At 44.8% G+C, this 13,924-nt stretch carries 16 protein-coding genes; 5 read left to right on the forward strand and 11 right to left on the reverse strand.

Annotated elements, in window-relative coordinates; translation table 11 throughout:
- Window positions 1-13: 13 nt before the first annotated feature.
- The 3 genes from BHE18_RS01790 to BHE18_RS23720 all read right to left on the reverse strand — a co-directional run bounded on the left by BHE18_RS01790 (window position 14) and on the right by BHE18_RS23720 (window position 1,578).
- Window positions 14-916, reverse strand: coding sequence for a diacylglycerol/lipid kinase family protein (locus BHE18_RS01790; protein WP_071617013.1), 903 nt, complete (start codon window positions 914-916; stop codon window positions 14-16).
- Window positions 917-1,070: 154 nt separating this feature from the next.
- Window positions 1,071-1,352 (reverse strand): hypothetical protein, encoded by a 282-nt coding sequence (locus tag BHE18_RS01795; RefSeq protein ID WP_231937980.1) that lies wholly within the window; start codon window positions 1,350-1,352, stop codon window positions 1,071-1,073.
- 67 nt (window positions 1,353-1,419) lie between these two features.
- Window positions 1,420-1,578, reverse strand: a complete 159-nt coding sequence (locus BHE18_RS23720) for an Lmo0850 family protein (RefSeq protein WP_306471845.1) — start codon at window positions 1,576-1,578, stop codon at window positions 1,420-1,422.
- Between the two features lie 156 nt (window positions 1,579-1,734).
- Between BHE18_RS23720 and safA the strand changes: the two genes are divergently transcribed.
- From safA to BHE18_RS01810, 4 genes are all read left to right on the forward strand, one after another.
- Entirely contained in the window at window positions 1,735-2,355 is a 621-nt protein-coding gene (gene safA, locus BHE18_RS01800) for a SafA/ExsA family spore coat assembly protein (RefSeq protein WP_071617014.1), read from the forward strand.
- A 138-nt stretch (window positions 2,356-2,493) separates the two neighbouring features.
- Window positions 2,494-2,910 (forward strand): CBS domain-containing protein, encoded by a 417-nt coding sequence (locus BHE18_RS01805; RefSeq protein ID WP_071617015.1) that lies wholly within the window; start codon window positions 2,494-2,496, stop codon window positions 2,908-2,910.
- A gap of 142 nt (window positions 2,911-3,052) precedes the next feature.
- Window positions 3,053-3,217 (forward strand): hypothetical protein, encoded by a 165-nt coding sequence (locus BHE18_RS23090; protein ID WP_171910637.1) that lies wholly within the window; start codon window positions 3,053-3,055, stop codon window positions 3,215-3,217.
- A gap of 327 nt (window positions 3,218-3,544) precedes the next feature.
- Window positions 3,545-4,975, forward strand: coding sequence for an alanine/glycine:cation symporter family protein (locus BHE18_RS01810; RefSeq protein WP_071617016.1), 1,431 nt, complete (start codon window positions 3,545-3,547; stop codon window positions 4,973-4,975).
- A gap of 51 nt (window positions 4,976-5,026) precedes the next feature.
- Here the strand turns inward: BHE18_RS01810 and BHE18_RS01815 are convergent, their stop codons facing one another.
- From BHE18_RS01815 to BHE18_RS01835, 5 genes are all read right to left on the reverse strand, one after another.
- The gene (locus BHE18_RS01815; RefSeq protein WP_071617017.1) at window positions 5,027-6,136 is read right to left on the reverse strand and encodes an ABC transporter permease; all 1,110 of its coding nucleotides are present in this window, start codon (window positions 6,134-6,136) and stop codon (window positions 5,027-5,029) included.
- The gene (locus BHE18_RS01820) at window positions 6,133-7,404 is read right to left on the reverse strand and encodes an ABC transporter permease (RefSeq protein ID WP_071617018.1); all 1,272 of its coding nucleotides are present in this window, start codon (window positions 7,402-7,404) and stop codon (window positions 6,133-6,135) included. The genes BHE18_RS01815 and BHE18_RS01820 overlap by 4 nt, the downstream gene beginning before the upstream one ends.
- An 11-nt stretch (window positions 7,405-7,415) precedes the next feature.
- A complete protein-coding gene (locus tag BHE18_RS01825) occupies window positions 7,416-8,348 on the reverse strand; it encodes an ABC transporter ATP-binding protein (protein ID WP_071617019.1) in 933 nt (310 codons plus the stop codon).
- Between the two features lie 310 nt (window positions 8,349-8,658).
- On the reverse strand, window positions 8,659-9,291 hold the full coding sequence (locus BHE18_RS01830; RefSeq protein WP_071617020.1) for a response regulator transcription factor: 633 nt from the start codon (window positions 9,289-9,291) through the stop codon (window positions 8,659-8,661).
- Window positions 9,288-10,391 carry a sensor histidine kinase gene (locus BHE18_RS01835; RefSeq protein ID WP_071617021.1) on the reverse strand — a complete coding sequence of 368 codons (1,104 nt, stop codon included), beginning with the start codon at window positions 10,389-10,391 and terminating at the stop codon, window positions 9,288-9,290. Before BHE18_RS01835 ends, BHE18_RS01830 begins: the two co-directional genes overlap by 4 nt.
- A gap of 397 nt (window positions 10,392-10,788) precedes the next feature.
- Here BHE18_RS01835 and BHE18_RS01840 point away from each other — a divergent pair, with 397 nt between their 5' ends.
- Window positions 10,789-11,049: a DUF2533 family protein gene (locus BHE18_RS01840; RefSeq protein ID WP_071617022.1), complete on the forward strand. Its 261-nt coding sequence runs from the start codon at window positions 10,789-10,791 to the stop codon at window positions 11,047-11,049.
- Between the two features lie 47 nt (window positions 11,050-11,096).
- Here the strand turns inward: BHE18_RS01840 and BHE18_RS01845 are convergent, their stop codons facing one another.
- From BHE18_RS01845 to BHE18_RS01855, 3 genes are all read right to left on the reverse strand, one after another.
- On the reverse strand, window positions 11,097-11,369 hold the full coding sequence (locus BHE18_RS01845; protein WP_071617023.1) for a DUF2187 family protein: 273 nt from the start codon (window positions 11,367-11,369) through the stop codon (window positions 11,097-11,099).
- Window positions 11,370-11,501: 132 nt separating this feature from the next.
- Window positions 11,502-12,356, reverse strand: a complete 855-nt coding sequence (locus tag BHE18_RS01850; RefSeq protein ID WP_071617044.1) for a phosphotransferase family protein — start codon at window positions 12,354-12,356, stop codon at window positions 11,502-11,504.
- A 129-nt stretch (window positions 12,357-12,485) separates the two neighbouring features.
- Window positions 12,486-13,658, reverse strand: a complete 1,173-nt coding sequence (locus BHE18_RS01855; protein ID WP_071617024.1) for an MFS transporter — start codon at window positions 13,656-13,658, stop codon at window positions 12,486-12,488.
- Between the last annotated feature and the right edge of the window lie 266 nt (window positions 13,659-13,924).

Raw genomic sequence — 13,924 nt, forward strand, 5'->3', positions numbered from 1 at the left:
CCCGATACTTTCTTTATTTATCTTCTCCTGTTATGAAACGCATATGATGCTTCAAAACCTTCAAGTTCTGTTTCTGTTCCTCATAAAGTTCTCCGTCCATATCGACCTTTTTCACGTCATCCAGGTGAATCGTGACGTCTGAAGCCTGAATGTGGATGATGTCGTCGGAAGCAGAACTGATTTCTCCGGTGCTTCTTATCTTGAAAAATTCCATCATCAAAGGAAGACCCGTTTTCTTGACCATATAAAGGTCGATCAATCCATCCTGAAGCGATATCGACTCAGGCAGAGGGTTCGTACCGATCGAACGCCCATTAGCAGCGAGCAGCATGACCACTTCTTCGTTATACTCCCGTCCATCGGCAGTGACTGAGGCATTCAACAGAACAGGATCCTGTATGGACTGAAAGGCGCTGATATAATAACTGAGCTTTCCAAGTACGCTTTTGGATCCCGTGTCGATATTTTCACTTGTCTGAGAAACCAGGCCCGTCCCCCAGAAATTGCTGAAATAGCGGTCATCCGCTTTGACGAGGTCGATATCCTTTTCGTGAAAATCATTCGCAATCGTCTCAGCGGCAAGCCTCAAGTTCATCGGGATATTCAAGGATCGGGCGAAATCATTGCACGTCCCTCCCGGCAGGATGGCGGTCTTTGGCCTTGATGAGAGCTGTGCCAGCCCGTTGACGGCTTCATGGACCGTTCCGTCTCCTCCGAGGATGACGACAAGATCATATTCATTTCCTGTGTCATGGCAGATCTTCTCTGCGCCGCCTTTATCTTTGGTTTTATGAATTGTCAGGGTATCACAAATGTCCAAAAGGGGCGGGGTGACTTCCATCAATTGAGTCTCCAATTCCCCCCGGCCTGCTTTTCCATTGCAGACCAATAATATCTTTGAGTAAAGAATTGTCATTATCTCACCACGCTTTATTAATGTTTTAAGGATAAAAAAAGAGGCTGACCCAAAAAGATGAAATGCTCATCCTTAAAGGATCAGTCCTTTATGAGCCAATGCGTCTGATGGATGGAGCTTCTTAGACTTTCGTATTCTTGGGTCAACCTCTTTATTATGCTGTGTTCGACTCTTCTTCCTGAGGAAGGATCGATCGATATGCTATCCGCAGACGGCCCTTGATATAGCTTTGTCCGTCACATGCAATATGGGTGTTCTGCATCCGATGGATTTCCATCTCTGCGAACATGGCCAATGCACGGGATACCTGATCCAGCGCCAAGTTGATGTTGTAGAGGTCAGAAGGGCGATCCCCGCTCATGCACCGGTAGGAAATTTCATCCGCCTTCTTTCTGATTTCCATTAATGTCTGTACATCAAACATCACTCTCTCCATATCTTCCCCTCCTTTTCACTACTATGTAGTATATCGTGAAAAAAAGAGAAATATGCCTGGCAGCCTGTTATGAATCCTGTGTTAATGTTTTGGGTAATGGCTGATATTGCTTAAGTGAATGGAGAATTTCACGTCTGGACTTCGTCTTGGAGATATTGACACCGACATTCGACAATTTGGTTATCACCTTTTTAAAGCGATCGTTCTCCTTTACCACATTATTCACCTCTTTGTTTTAATTCGTTATCTATTTGTACGTATGAAAATAAAAAAGGTTTCACTTTATTCTAGATGGTTTACCTATTCCCTTTAAATGAAACAATAATCCTATTTTTTAATTTTTCCTAAGAATATTTCACCTGTAAATACACAATTTATACCTATGAAAACAAAATTCGTTAGTCTGATGCTCGTCCTGTCCCTTGCCTTTGGTATTAATGGAATGGAAAGCGCTCAAGCAGCGCAGTCTTATCAAGTAAAGAAAGGAGACACTCTCTGGAAAATATCCAAGAAGTTCAGAGTCGGCTTAACTGAACTCATTGATGCGAACCCCCAGCTGTCAAATCCGGACTTGATTTATCCAGGTCAGGAGATCCTCATCCCCCGCATGAAATCAGTAAAGTCGGTCGAAAGCCAAGTGATAGACCTTACCAATCAGGAACGGCAGAAAGCGGGACTCGCCCCTCTTCAATTGGACTGGCAGCTGTCCAGGGTCGCACTTTATAAATCAAGTGACATGAGGGATACAGGGTATTTCGCCCATAGAAGTCCCCAATATGGATCACCTTTTGACATGATGAAGAGCTTCAATGTTCAGTACAGCTCGGCAGGCGAAAACATTGCTGTCGGCCAAACCAGTCCTGAGCAGGTAGTCAGCGAATGGATGAACAGTCCCGGTCATCGTAAAAACATCTTGAATGGCACCTACACCTATATCGGGGTCGGGTATGCCAAAGGCGGTTCTTACGGAACGTACTGGACACAGATGTTCATCTCAAAATAGCCGGTGCCCCCCTGATCTTCCGGGGGTATTTACATTGGTGCATCTTGACATCGCTTCCTGTAATGCAAAGGGATATGAAACGCAAAATTTCAAATACTAATGATTGTACTGCCACAACAACTTGAGGGGGAAATCAGAATGATGAAAGTACGCGATCTTATGTCGACAAATGTTGAAGCTGCATCCAACCAGGATTCTTTATCGAATGTTGCATCAAAAATGCAATCCAAGAATGTTGGTTCGGTGCCTGTAGTTGAAAACGGACAGGTTGTCGGTATGATAACGGACCGTGACATCGCCACCCGCGGATTGACAAATGGTACAGAGGACAACGTATCCAATGTCATGTCCCAGAATGTTGTAACCATTTCTCCTGATGCTTCAGCAGAAGAAGCTGCGGCATTGATGTCCCAGAATCAAATCCGCCGTCTCCCGGTTGTAGAAAACGGGAATCTTGTCGGAATGCTGGCACTTGGAGACTTGGCAGTACAGCAGAAATCCGATCAAAGCGCAGGCGGCGCCCTCAGTCAGATTTCTGAGAACCAAACACGCTAGTGACAGACAAGAGGGGCTGGATTGGTCCAGCCTCTCTCTTTTTACCCTTGTTTCCGACAATTTTTTCACGTAAAGGCAGGATTTTCTTGCTTCTTCGAGAATATGTATATATCGCTCTAAAAGAGTTCGAGGAGGTAAAGGGATGAGCCGTTCAGCTTATTATCGTAAAGAAGTACGGAATTTCAGACGTGAGAGCCGTAAGAAAATATTTGTAGACAGCATTCTTGATTTCTTATTCATGCTGTTTGGCATTTCCATGATCACTGGAGTATTACTCTTTGTCTTAAGCTACTGGAACTACTTTTGATCCCTGACTGATTTACATAATTCATTTAATAATTTGATAACAATACCTCCTTCTGCCATGGATTCATCCGTGGCTTTTTCTTTTTTTACAAAAAAAATAGTTATTCATTAATCAATTTTTTATTATCTTAGAATAATTCTATCTATAGCCTCTTATTACCCTCCTCCTTGTTATCCCTATATAAATCAACGATTTACTATGACGGTATATTTCGCACCCCTAAATAATTATTGGTAATATTTTAATATTCAGATAACAACTTGACAAGCGGTTTCAATTTTCAGATAATAATAAACGTAACCGATTCAAATTTTCGAGGGGGTTATCATGGAGATTCTAAACAACTTAGTCAACGAAGCGAATTCATATTTATGGGGTTATATCTTAATCGGTTTATTGATCATCTTAGGGATTTATTTTACTGTTGGGTCGAAATTTGTCCAGATCCGTCATCTGGGTGAAATGATCCGGCTTTTAGGGGACAAGGATGTCCAGGAGGCAGACGGAAAGAAACAAATTTCTTCCCTGCAGGCATTCTTCATCGGAGCAGGTACTCGAATTGGTACAGGTAATTTAGCTGGAGTAGCCATTGCCTTAGCACTTGGGGGCCCTGGAGCGGTATTCTGGATGTGGCTTGTAGCCATTCTGGGAGGAGCCAGTGCATTTGTCGAAAGCACCCTGGCACAGATTTATAAAGTCAAGGATAAAGTTGGATTCAAGGGCGGTCCCGGCTACTACATGGAGAAACAATTAGGGAAACGCTGGATGAGTTCGATTTTTGCAGTAACGATCCTCCTTTCTTTCGGGACAACATTCAATGCTGTGCAGAGTAACACAATTTCGACAGCGTTCACTAATTCATTCGGAATCAGCCCGCTCGCAATCGGCCTGATCCTGGCGGGATTGACGGCTCTCATCATTTTTGGAGGGGTCAAGCGTATTGCCAATTTCTCATCTGCCATCGTTCCACTTATGGCCGGATTTTACATCGTACTGGCATTGTTTGTCGTCATCACGAATATCACTGAAATGCCAAGTGTAATCGCTCTCATCTTTAAAAGCGCATTTGGATTTGAACAGGTAGTCGGAGGCGGAATCGGTGCTGCCATCATGAACGGTGTGAAACGCGGACTGTTCTCAAATGAAGCCGGTATGGGTAGTGCGCCGAACGCGGCTGCGACAGCATCCGTATCCCACCCTGTAAAGCAGGGATTCATCCAGGCACTCGGCGTGTTCTTTGATACGCTTCTCGTATGTTCTGCCACGGCGTTCATCATCCTTACTTCAGATGCGTATGGATCAGGTCTGACCGGAATCGAGCTTTCACAGGCTGCCATGTCCGAGCATTTCCACTCATGGGCTGGTATCTTCCTGGCAATTGCAATCTTTACCTTTGCCTTCAGCTCGATTATCGGAAGCTACTATTATGGGGAAGCCAATCTTCCATTCATCAATAAGAGTAAAACCGGACTGCTCATCTATCGCATCATCGCCCTTGGCATGGTCATATTCGGTTCTTTGGCCAGCCTCGATATTGTCTGGGCACTTGCAGACTTCTCGATGGCCCTGATGGCGATCACCAACTTGATTGCGATTGGAATCCTGGCACCTATCGCCTTTAAAGCGTTGAACAATTATATGGATCAGCGCAGGCAGGGACTGGATCCAGTCTTCTATGCGGATGACATCCCCGGCTTGAAGGGAGTCGAAAGCTGGCCGAAGCGGGAAGAACTGCGCAAGAAAGCTGCAAATGAATAAACTCTTTAAACGGGAAGAACAGGCCCCCTCGTCGGCCTGTTCTTTTTTATATTATATATGCCTCTTCTCCATTAGATTGATCCCTACACCGATCATCAGAACTCCCATCAATATCAATACCGCAACGGGAAACATCAATTGTTCCGCTCCCCATCCATTAATGGTTGCTCCTTTCAAAGCTTCCATACCATAGGTGATCGGCACAACTTTAGACAAGGTCAGCAGAATGTTGGACGTCACGATTTCAAGCGGCCAGTATGCCCCTCCGATCATCGCCATGCTTACAGCCACAATCGGGATGACCGCGTTGAAATGCTGAACCTTCTTCACCAGTCCCGTTATCAGCATCGACAGTGCCACGATGGAAAAGACATAAGGAATGAGCAGAAGCAGGACAGTGGTGAATCCGCCGTAGAATTCCACATCGGTTATATACCTGAATACAAGGAAGATCAATAGCAGCTGGATATACCCGAGGATAAAGCTGTAAACCAGATTCCCGGCATACATCTCCCATTTGCGTATCGGCGAGAGGATCATCCTGTCCCAGACCCCTTCCCTTTTTTCAAAAAGAATCGACGCGACATTATAAGCGATTGTATAGATGACAAAAAACAATGAAAAGCCAAAGAGTGACTGCAGTTTCGGGTCATAGATGAACGTATCACTGCCCTTGAATGAAGATTGTTTGATTGAAAATACCGGGGACGATTCAGCTTCTGAATACCATGAGTCCACTTCATCTGCATCGATTCCTTTGGATTCTGCAGACACTTTCAATGCTTCCTTATTTGCTATGCTGCCATAAGCTTTACCGACTGCCTGCTGCAGCAGGGAAGTCGTGCCGGTACGCGATGAAATGATGATATTGAACTCATTTTCTTTTAAAATGAGGCCGCCATCCCTTTTCCCTTCACTCACCAGCTCTGTTAATTCCTCCTGTGTGACCTCATGAAAATGAAAGGCTTCTTCGTTGGACAGCTCATTTATGATTTGATCTGTTTTACCGGCTTCACCAGCCACACTGTACGGGATCGGAATTTTATTGACTCCGCCCTGACTTGTAAAAAATGCAAACATCACACAGACGGCAGACATGATGACAAAGAGCCATGGTTTACGCAGGAACATTTTCATTTTCGCAAAAAGGATTCCCCTCATTTTGCCGTTCCCCCTCTCTTCGGGAATAGTAACGCGGCTGCAGTCAGAATAACGAGGCTGAAAATCATCAGCGTAAGCATCTCACTGTATACACCTGATAACGGGTAGCCTTGGAATAATTTGAAATAAGCTGCCATGCCTGCACCATTCGGTGTTAGGATACCGATTTTTTGAATAAAGTCCGAGGAGAATAATTCTCCAAAACTGCCTCCTATAAAGGCGAATATCGTAACCGCCACAGTAGAGAAAAAGTTAGAAAAGACCTCGGAATTCGCACGATAATTTAATGATGTCAACAGTGCCCCGATGCTCCCCACCGCGAGACTCAGTGCAGTGGTCACCAGTAAAAAAGCACTTATATCCGGCCATGTCACATCGTAAAGTATCGCACATACCCCAAAGAGAATCCCCAGCTGCAGTATCGCGAGAATGACCGTGGTCACCAGAATGCTGACAAAGTATTTCCAGACCGGTACGTCCGCCAGTATCATCCGGTCGAATACGTGGTCCTCCTTTTCCTGATAGGCGAACGATCCCATATTGGAGGCAATGTATAAAACAAACATGACGCTCATTCCTACTGCATAATAAGTCACAGAAGTAAGAGGTTCCCGGTCTTCCACGCTTGCCACCGTCCCCATTACCTCAGTATCCATAGTGTCAGTATCCAGAATGGATTCACTTGACCTGCCGATGACAGCTGAAAGCGAGTATTGCTTTTGGAAGCCCGCCAGTAAATCTTCTACTAGATTGGAGGTCAATTCTTTTCCTTCATTCCGGTAAAGCTCGAGCTGCGGAATCTTCTCCCCCCCTTTCAGGAACAAGGAAGAAAGGATCTGCTCTGTGAATCCCTCGGGAATTTCGATGATGGCAGAGTAGGTGTCGTCCTCTTTCGTTTTTTCCAAGTCACCCGGCTCTGCCTCATCGACGGATATATATTTTTTCAGTTCCGGCCTCTTTAATACCTCACTCTTTAAAAGTTCAACCGGCATCAGCCTTTTGGCAGATTGAGAGACATCTTCCCTTGCTTCCGGGGGAAGCGTTGAAGATTCCAGATCCTCTAGAAAATCTTGTAGTTCCTGTGCGCTGTCCCCATATTCAATGATCGCTACTTTTGCTTTCACGCTTACTTCTTCCCCGTTCATCACGCTGCCGAGGGCGAATCCGAGAATCGTAATCAAAATGAGAGGCATCCCGATCAGAATAAGCAGAACCTGCGGATTCCGGACCATCAGGAGGAGCTGTTTTTTTATGAATTGAACAATCATCTTAACCCCTCCTAATCCCTCAGTGCTCTTCCTGTCAGATGCAGGAACACATCTTCAAGGGTCGGTGTCTGCCGGTCGATCGTGACAATAATGGCTTCCGTTTCATCAGCGATTTGAAAGATCTGATTGAATGGGTGTACTTCTTTTGGAATGACGACCGTGACCGTTTTCTCATGGGAGGTAACGGACTTGAAGACTGCAAGCTCTTTTAACTTTTCCACAAACGGGGGTGAATTTTTATCCAGCTTGATGAGGATGGTCGATTCCGATGAGAGTATACTTTTGATTTCATCTTTTGTTCCTGAAGCGATGATGCTCCCTTTATCCATGATGTAAATACGGTCACACAGGAATTCCACTTCTTCCATGTAATGACTGGTGTATAATATCGTCATGTTTTTTTGGGTATTGAGCCTTTTTACCTCTTCCAGGATATAGTTTCTGGATTGCGGATCGATGCCCACCGTCGGTTCATCCATGATGAGGATTTCAGGGTCATGCAGGAGTGCCACCCCAATATTGAGCCTTCTTTTCATTCCGCCCGAAAATGTTTTGACTACATCGTTCTGGCGGTCGGTCAGACCGATCTGCTCTAAAATATCCTTTATTTTTTCTTTTAGTCCCCTTCCGCTCAATCGGTGGATCTTCCCGAAGAATTCAAGATTCTCTTTAGCCGTTAAATCTGTGTATAAGGCAATCTCCTGAGGAACCACCCCAAGGACCTTCCTCAGTTTACCCGGAGTCTTCAGGATGCTTTCATTATGCAGCCTTACATCTCCTTCACTCGGGGAAATGAGCGATGAAATCATGGATATCGTTGTTGATTTCCCGGCTCCGTTCGGACCGAGCAGCCCGACCATCTCTCCCTTTTCAAGATAAAGATTCACACCGTCCGCCGCTACGTTCTTCTTGAAACTTTTTGAAAGGTTCACCACTTCCAGCATCAAATCAGCCCCTTTGTCATTTATACTCTTATTGTATTTCGCAAAATGGAATCCTCACACTTACCTCTGTCACTACTCTGCCTGTATCGGTATGACCTCCGTCACTTTTTCAAAAAATCTCTTTTCGCATACTTATTGTTTTACAGTGGTATCAGCTTGTCCGTCAAACTGTTGTTTGAACTTGAGTTTGAAAAGAGCACTTCCACAAGCTATATTCAGGCCGTAATCCAATTTACAAAAAGCAGCAGCCTTTTAGAAATCAGCCTTCAAATAAGCGCAAAAAAAAATGACCGGCCCATGATCGGGTCAGTCAGGCGATGTCATGTTTGACTGCATATATGGCCAGCTGTGTCCGGTCACGGAGTTCTAATTTCTGAAGGATCTGGGTCAGGTGATTCTTTACGGTGCCGACCGATAAGTGAAGCTCACCGGCTATCTCTTTATTCGTCCTTCCCTGCCCCACCAGGCGGGTGATCGATAGTTCCCTTTCGGTTAAAGGATGATCTGCTTCTGTATTTTCCTTACGGGACAGCAGTTTAGGCACCACTTTTGCTGCTACTTCATCCTGCAGGCTCATGCCGCCTTTCAAGCAGCTGTGTATGGACCGGATCAGCTTATCCCCTTGAGAGGTTTTCAGCAGGAATCCGTTCGCTCCTTCCTTTAATGCCTCCAATGCGTATTCATCATCATTGAAAGTGGTCAGGATGAGGATTTTCACCTGCGGCCATTGGTTCTTTATGACTCTGGTCGCTTCCAGACCATTCATTTCAGGCATGCGGATATCCATGACAACCAAATCGATGAGATGGGCCTCCATTTGACTGATGGCCTGAACCCCATTTTCCGCTTCTGCAACTACCCTTAATGCGTCGTCCTGTTCGATCATCATTTTCAGGCCCTGCCGCACGATTCCCTGATCTTCCACCAATAAGATTCTCTTCATGCCGTAGCCACCTCTTCCACAGGGAAAGCTCCTCTCAGTATGAATTCTTTATCAGTTTGATGGATTTCAAGCTTGCCGCCAAGCTCCTCCACCCGTTCTTTCATATTGGTTAATCCGAAACCCATTTGGAAGGGACGGACTTCATCGAGTTGATTGGTGATTATGAAATGAAGATGCCCGAGCGCGGTCTTGCCGAGCGTCACTTTCACTTCTTTAACACAGCTGTGTTTCATGGCATTCGTGATCCCTTCCTGAATACAGCGGTACACCGCAATATTCTGTTTATTCGTCAGCCTGGTTGAGAGCACCCCATGCTGAGTCGTCAGCTCAACCATGACGGAACTCTCCGATTCCAGCTTCCTGATCAACTGGATGACGGATTGAATCCCTTCGATTTCTCCTTCTTTCAGTGCCTTCACCGCTTCCCTTGTTTCATCCAGGCTGGCTGCTGCAAGATTCTTTATCTCTTTGAAAAGGGAATATCCATGCTGAATGGATAACATTTCGATTTTCATCAGGAGCGCCGTAAGATTGTGACCGACAGAATCATGGATTTCCCTTGCGATCCTCGTCCTTTCCTCGGCCTTTGAATTCCGCTCCGCAGTATACAGGACCCTTTTCAGCTTCCTGTATTCCCCGAGCAGCTGATCATACAGGAGCCTTTGCTCCTTCAAATCATGACTTCCTTCATTCACTTTCCATGTCATGAACAAGAACATGGCGAAGAAAGGGATGACAGCGGGGGTATAGGAATCCCAAAAAAGAAAAGCTTCAACACCAAAGAAGAGAACTGTACTATACATGAACAACCGGTACTTTTCCGGGAGAAGGTGGATGCTTGCTTCAAGATGGAAATAACAGAAGATGCCCCAGGCCAGCAGCGGTTCCGGGCTCACTAAGCTTGAAACCAGGAGCAGCAGGGTCTGGCATATGTAAAGGAAGAGCTTGTTCCTGGAAACAGGTGTGATAAAGAAGAGTGCAAAAGAAAGAGAACAGATCATCATCAGAGAAATCATCGAAATGGAATCTTGAGAAGAATCGTAAATCAACACACCCCACAGCACACTCAGAAAAATTGTCCGTATAATAATAGCTGTCAACAAGACTCCCCCTTCCCCTCACTTACTTTGAAACTACTAAAACAACAGGTTCAAGTCAATAACATAATTGGTATATTTTAGTGTTAGCTGACGGATTATCATTCATATTCGTCCTTAATGACAGATATACCTATGTAGTGGTTGATAGGGAATATTGTTTAGTACAGCCCGCTCCAGCTGTAGGTTGGAGTGGAAGACGAAGACTCCGGCGGGATAAGCGGCGCTGGTGAGACCCCGGAGGCGAAGCCGAGGAGGCTCACCGCCCGCCCGCGGAAAGCGAAATCTTCCACGGAAACCAACAGCGTCATTATCACAACAAAAAAACAACATTGCCATTTCGATCATACAAAAGCATAATAAAGACATAGAAAACTAACGGACTGAGAGGAATGAGACCATGAGTGTACATAAAGACATCACCAAACATTCAACCAGGCAAAACCAGCTTGTACAAAAGTTCATGAAACTGGACGAAGAACGGGAAAGGGCAATCGATGAAGCGGTAAAGCTCTGTCAGGCAGGCGATGCCTTTACAACAGACCGGATCAATGAGGCAACCCGGGAAATCAACACCCTTGCACGACAGGGAGTCGTTCCGCAGAGGAAAACAGTGACCGTCGAAATGGTCGAGGAGTATGCGGCAAAACTGAATAAATAATAAAGAAAAGGCTGACCCCGCAGATTCAGAGTCAGCCTTTCTTCTTTTTATGCTTTTAACGCACTGTTCCAGCCGTCATAAACGAATACCGGCTGTGTGTCATTCTCTGCTCTTTCGACGATGACATAATTTTTATGGGAGACAACCGTCTGGTTATCTGGAAGATCCAGTTTCTTTGCAGTCTCATTATCTACTTTAATGATGACGGTGTTTTCTCTTAAAGTGGTCACCACTCCGTTTACTATATGCTTCTTACGTTTGAATTCAATTTTATCTCCAAGGTTTGCAAAATTTTTCGAGTACACGAAGTTGTTATTCATTGGAATTGTCTCCTTTATAATTAGTGGCCTATGGCTCGATCTATTTAAGTTGATTGATTATAATTTTCTTACCGTATTTCTACCACTTGTTGAGAAAATTCAAACCTTTTCAGATAAAATTTTTTTCGAAAACTATTTTTTATACCCTGCCAGTCCATTCTCAAAAGCTTGCCTGTCTCCGTTTTCTACACCAAACAATGCTTCCTGCAACGCAAACGTACTCTTGTAAAAATGGACTCTCTCTTGAAATGAAATTATTTCAGGATAATGAGGAATCATCATATTAAGAAACTCTTCACCATAGCTCGCTAATATCCCGGCAACATCATAGGCAGGGTCCCCGATCCCGGCTCCGCCGAAGTCGATGATGCCGGATACCCTCCCCTTATCCCATAGAATATTCGAGCAGCCGAAATCCCCATGCACGATACTTGCTTCCGCAGATTGAAAGGAGCTGAAGTAAGCAGTGAAGCGCTTTTCCGTTTCTTCGACCGCCTCCTGTTTCATAAAAGGAAATACCTTTGTCTCCAATCTTTTATACAAATCTTCCATTTCCTCAACGACCGAATTCTGCTGGGCCGGGCTGAGAATGGTGTCCGCTGGAATACTGTGCAGTTCTTTCAGGAATACAGCCAGGTCCCCGGCTGCCTGCTGTCTCCAAGGTTCTTCAATATTGATTATGTTTTCTCTCCATAATGGAGATCCGGGTAATAGGCGGTAAGCTGTAAAAACCTGTCCCGGTTCTTCAGAATGAAAGGATTGAAATTCCGGTTTCGGTACAGGGATGGAGAGCTTTGTTGAGACACTCTCCAGGATCACTGTCTCTTTCTTCAGCTGTTCGATCCCCCCTTTATACTTTGGAAACCGAAAAACCCATTCGTCATTGATGATCAGTACAACATTATTCTGACCCTGTTCATTTTTATAGTAATTGTGGATGATGAAGTTTGGTATCTTCTCTTTAATAAGATTGATTTTATCTTGCATTTTCTTCTCCTTTTCCTGACACATTTATCATTTTCCTTACCTATTAATTTGATGTCACTTCGTTAAATACCTTTTTTACCATAAAAAAGACGCTCCCCGAAGATTTCACTTTAGGGAACGTCTTTCTCCTTAATAAGCCAATGCCTGCTTCTTTTCTTCCTTCATCAACACAAAGCAAAGGAGGATGCCGATCATGGACAGGAAGGCGAAGAAAAGATAAACGGCGTAGATGGAGAAGGTCTCCAGGATGAAGCCTCCGATAAACGTGCTGAACCAATTGCCTAGGCCGTTTCCGATCGCCGAATAAATCGTGACGGCAGTGGCGGTGATGTGAGCGGGCGTAATTTCCCGTATATAACGGAGGCCTGCCGGGACGAACAATCCGATCGCCAGACCCTGCATGACGGCAGAGCTGTATACAAGCCAAAGACTCGGCTCCGTAAAATAAAACAGCCAGCGGATCATGGATGCCGCTCCTGCGAGGGCAGCGACCGACAAAAGCCCGAACCGGTCGATCCAGCTTCCTGCGATTCTCATGAACGGAACTTCCGATAATACAGCAATCAAGAATGCCAGCCCTATCCCTGCATATGTACCGCCCGAATCTTCGACGAATAATCCGAAGTACGTATTATTGGCGAGATTCGGTCCGAATACCATGAAGGTGACGACAAGGAAGATGAGGAATTTTTTCAGTCCGAATAATTCTTTCATACCTGCTTTCAAATCAAGCTTGGCCGATGCGCGTTCCTTCGGGAAACGAAAAGCCAGTATTGCTGAAAATACAAGACATATGAAGAATGCATAGAAAATGATGGTCGGACCGATGAACCCTTCGGACAATTTACCCATCACATACACTGCGACACCAAATCCCAGTGAACCGAATAATCGTATATTGCCATAATTATATTTCACTTTACTAGTATATTTCAGGCTGATACTGTCAGAAACGGGTATGATCGCACTCTGGAAAACAGCGACAAGGATGGCTGTCAGGAGAATCCCGTAATAAAGGTCGGTCACCAGATACCCCAGAGCAAATATCCCCGCAATAAGCGAAGTAAAGGAGAGCACCTGGGTCGGACGGTTTGTCGAATCGCTCACCATTCCCCAGACCGGCTGAAAGAAGATCATCATGATGGGGCCGATCGACATGATGGTCCCGATCTGGTAGCCATTCAGACCGACACTTTCGCTTAAATAGACGCTTAACAGCGGGTATAGGCTGCCCACCCCAAAAAAAGTCAAAAAATAAAAGCCTTGCAATGTAAAGACTTGATTACGCACCGTTTTTTCCACTTCCGTATCCCCCAGATGTTTTTTTATCCCTATAATACTAGACCTATTTTAGAAGATTGTAAATCCTTTTTATGGATAAAACAAGATACTGCATCAATCGCTCCTTTTTTGAAAATCCTATTATTATGGGGCTTCAACGGATTCAGCCGAGTGGACTGGAAATCATTTATAGCCTTATTAAAAGAATACGAACAAATTTACGTTTGACTTTTTCCTATAAACGCCTTAAAGTATGTAAGTATAATTTTCAAATGAATATAGACGTA

Source organism: Rossellomorea aquimaris (genome assembly GCF_001877785.1).
Lineage (GTDB): Bacteria > Bacillota > Bacilli > Bacillales > Bacillaceae_B > Rossellomorea > Rossellomorea aquimaris_A.

Bases quoted from the DNA above. Each gene is read 5' to 3' on its own strand.
- BHE18_RS01795 (WP_231937980.1), bottom strand. From the start codon at position 1,352: ATGGAGAGAGTGATGTTTGATGTACAGACATTAATGGAAATCAGAAAG.
- safA (WP_071617014.1), top strand. From the start codon at position 1,735: ATGAAAACAAAATTCGTTAGTCTGATGCTCGTCCTGTCCCTTGCCTTT.
- BHE18_RS01790 (WP_071617013.1), bottom strand. From the start codon at position 916: ATGACAATTCTTTACTCAAAGATATTATTGGTCTGCAATGGAAAAGCA.
- BHE18_RS01845 (WP_071617023.1), bottom strand. From the start codon at position 11,369: ATGAATAACAACTTCGTGTACTCGAAAAATTTTGCAAACCTTGGAGAT.
- BHE18_RS01805 (WP_071617015.1), top strand. From the start codon at position 2,494: ATGATGAAAGTACGCGATCTTATGTCGACAAATGTTGAAGCTGCATCC.
- BHE18_RS01825 (WP_071617019.1), bottom strand. From the start codon at position 8,348: ATGCTGGAAGTGGTGAACCTTTCAAAAAGTTTCAAGAAGAACGTAGCG.
- BHE18_RS01820 (WP_071617018.1), bottom strand. From the start codon at position 7,404: ATGATTGTTCAATTCATAAAAAAACAGCTCCTCCTGATGGTCCGGAAT.
- BHE18_RS01830 (WP_071617020.1), bottom strand. From the start codon at position 9,291: ATGAAGAGAATCTTATTGGTGGAAGATCAGGGAATCGTGCGGCAGGGC.
- BHE18_RS01815 (WP_071617017.1), bottom strand. From the start codon at position 6,136: ATGAGGGGAATCCTTTTTGCGAAAATGAAAATGTTCCTGCGTAAACCA.
- BHE18_RS01810 (WP_071617016.1), top strand. From the start codon at position 3,545: ATGGAGATTCTAAACAACTTAGTCAACGAAGCGAATTCATATTTATGG.
- BHE18_RS01840 (WP_071617022.1), top strand. From the start codon at position 10,789: ATGAGTGTACATAAAGACATCACCAAACATTCAACCAGGCAAAACCAG.
- BHE18_RS23090 (WP_171910637.1), top strand. From the start codon at position 3,053: ATGAGCCGTTCAGCTTATTATCGTAAAGAAGTACGGAATTTCAGACGT.
- BHE18_RS01850 (WP_071617044.1), bottom strand. From the start codon at position 12,356: ATGCAAGATAAAATCAATCTTATTAAAGAGAAGATACCAAACTTCATC.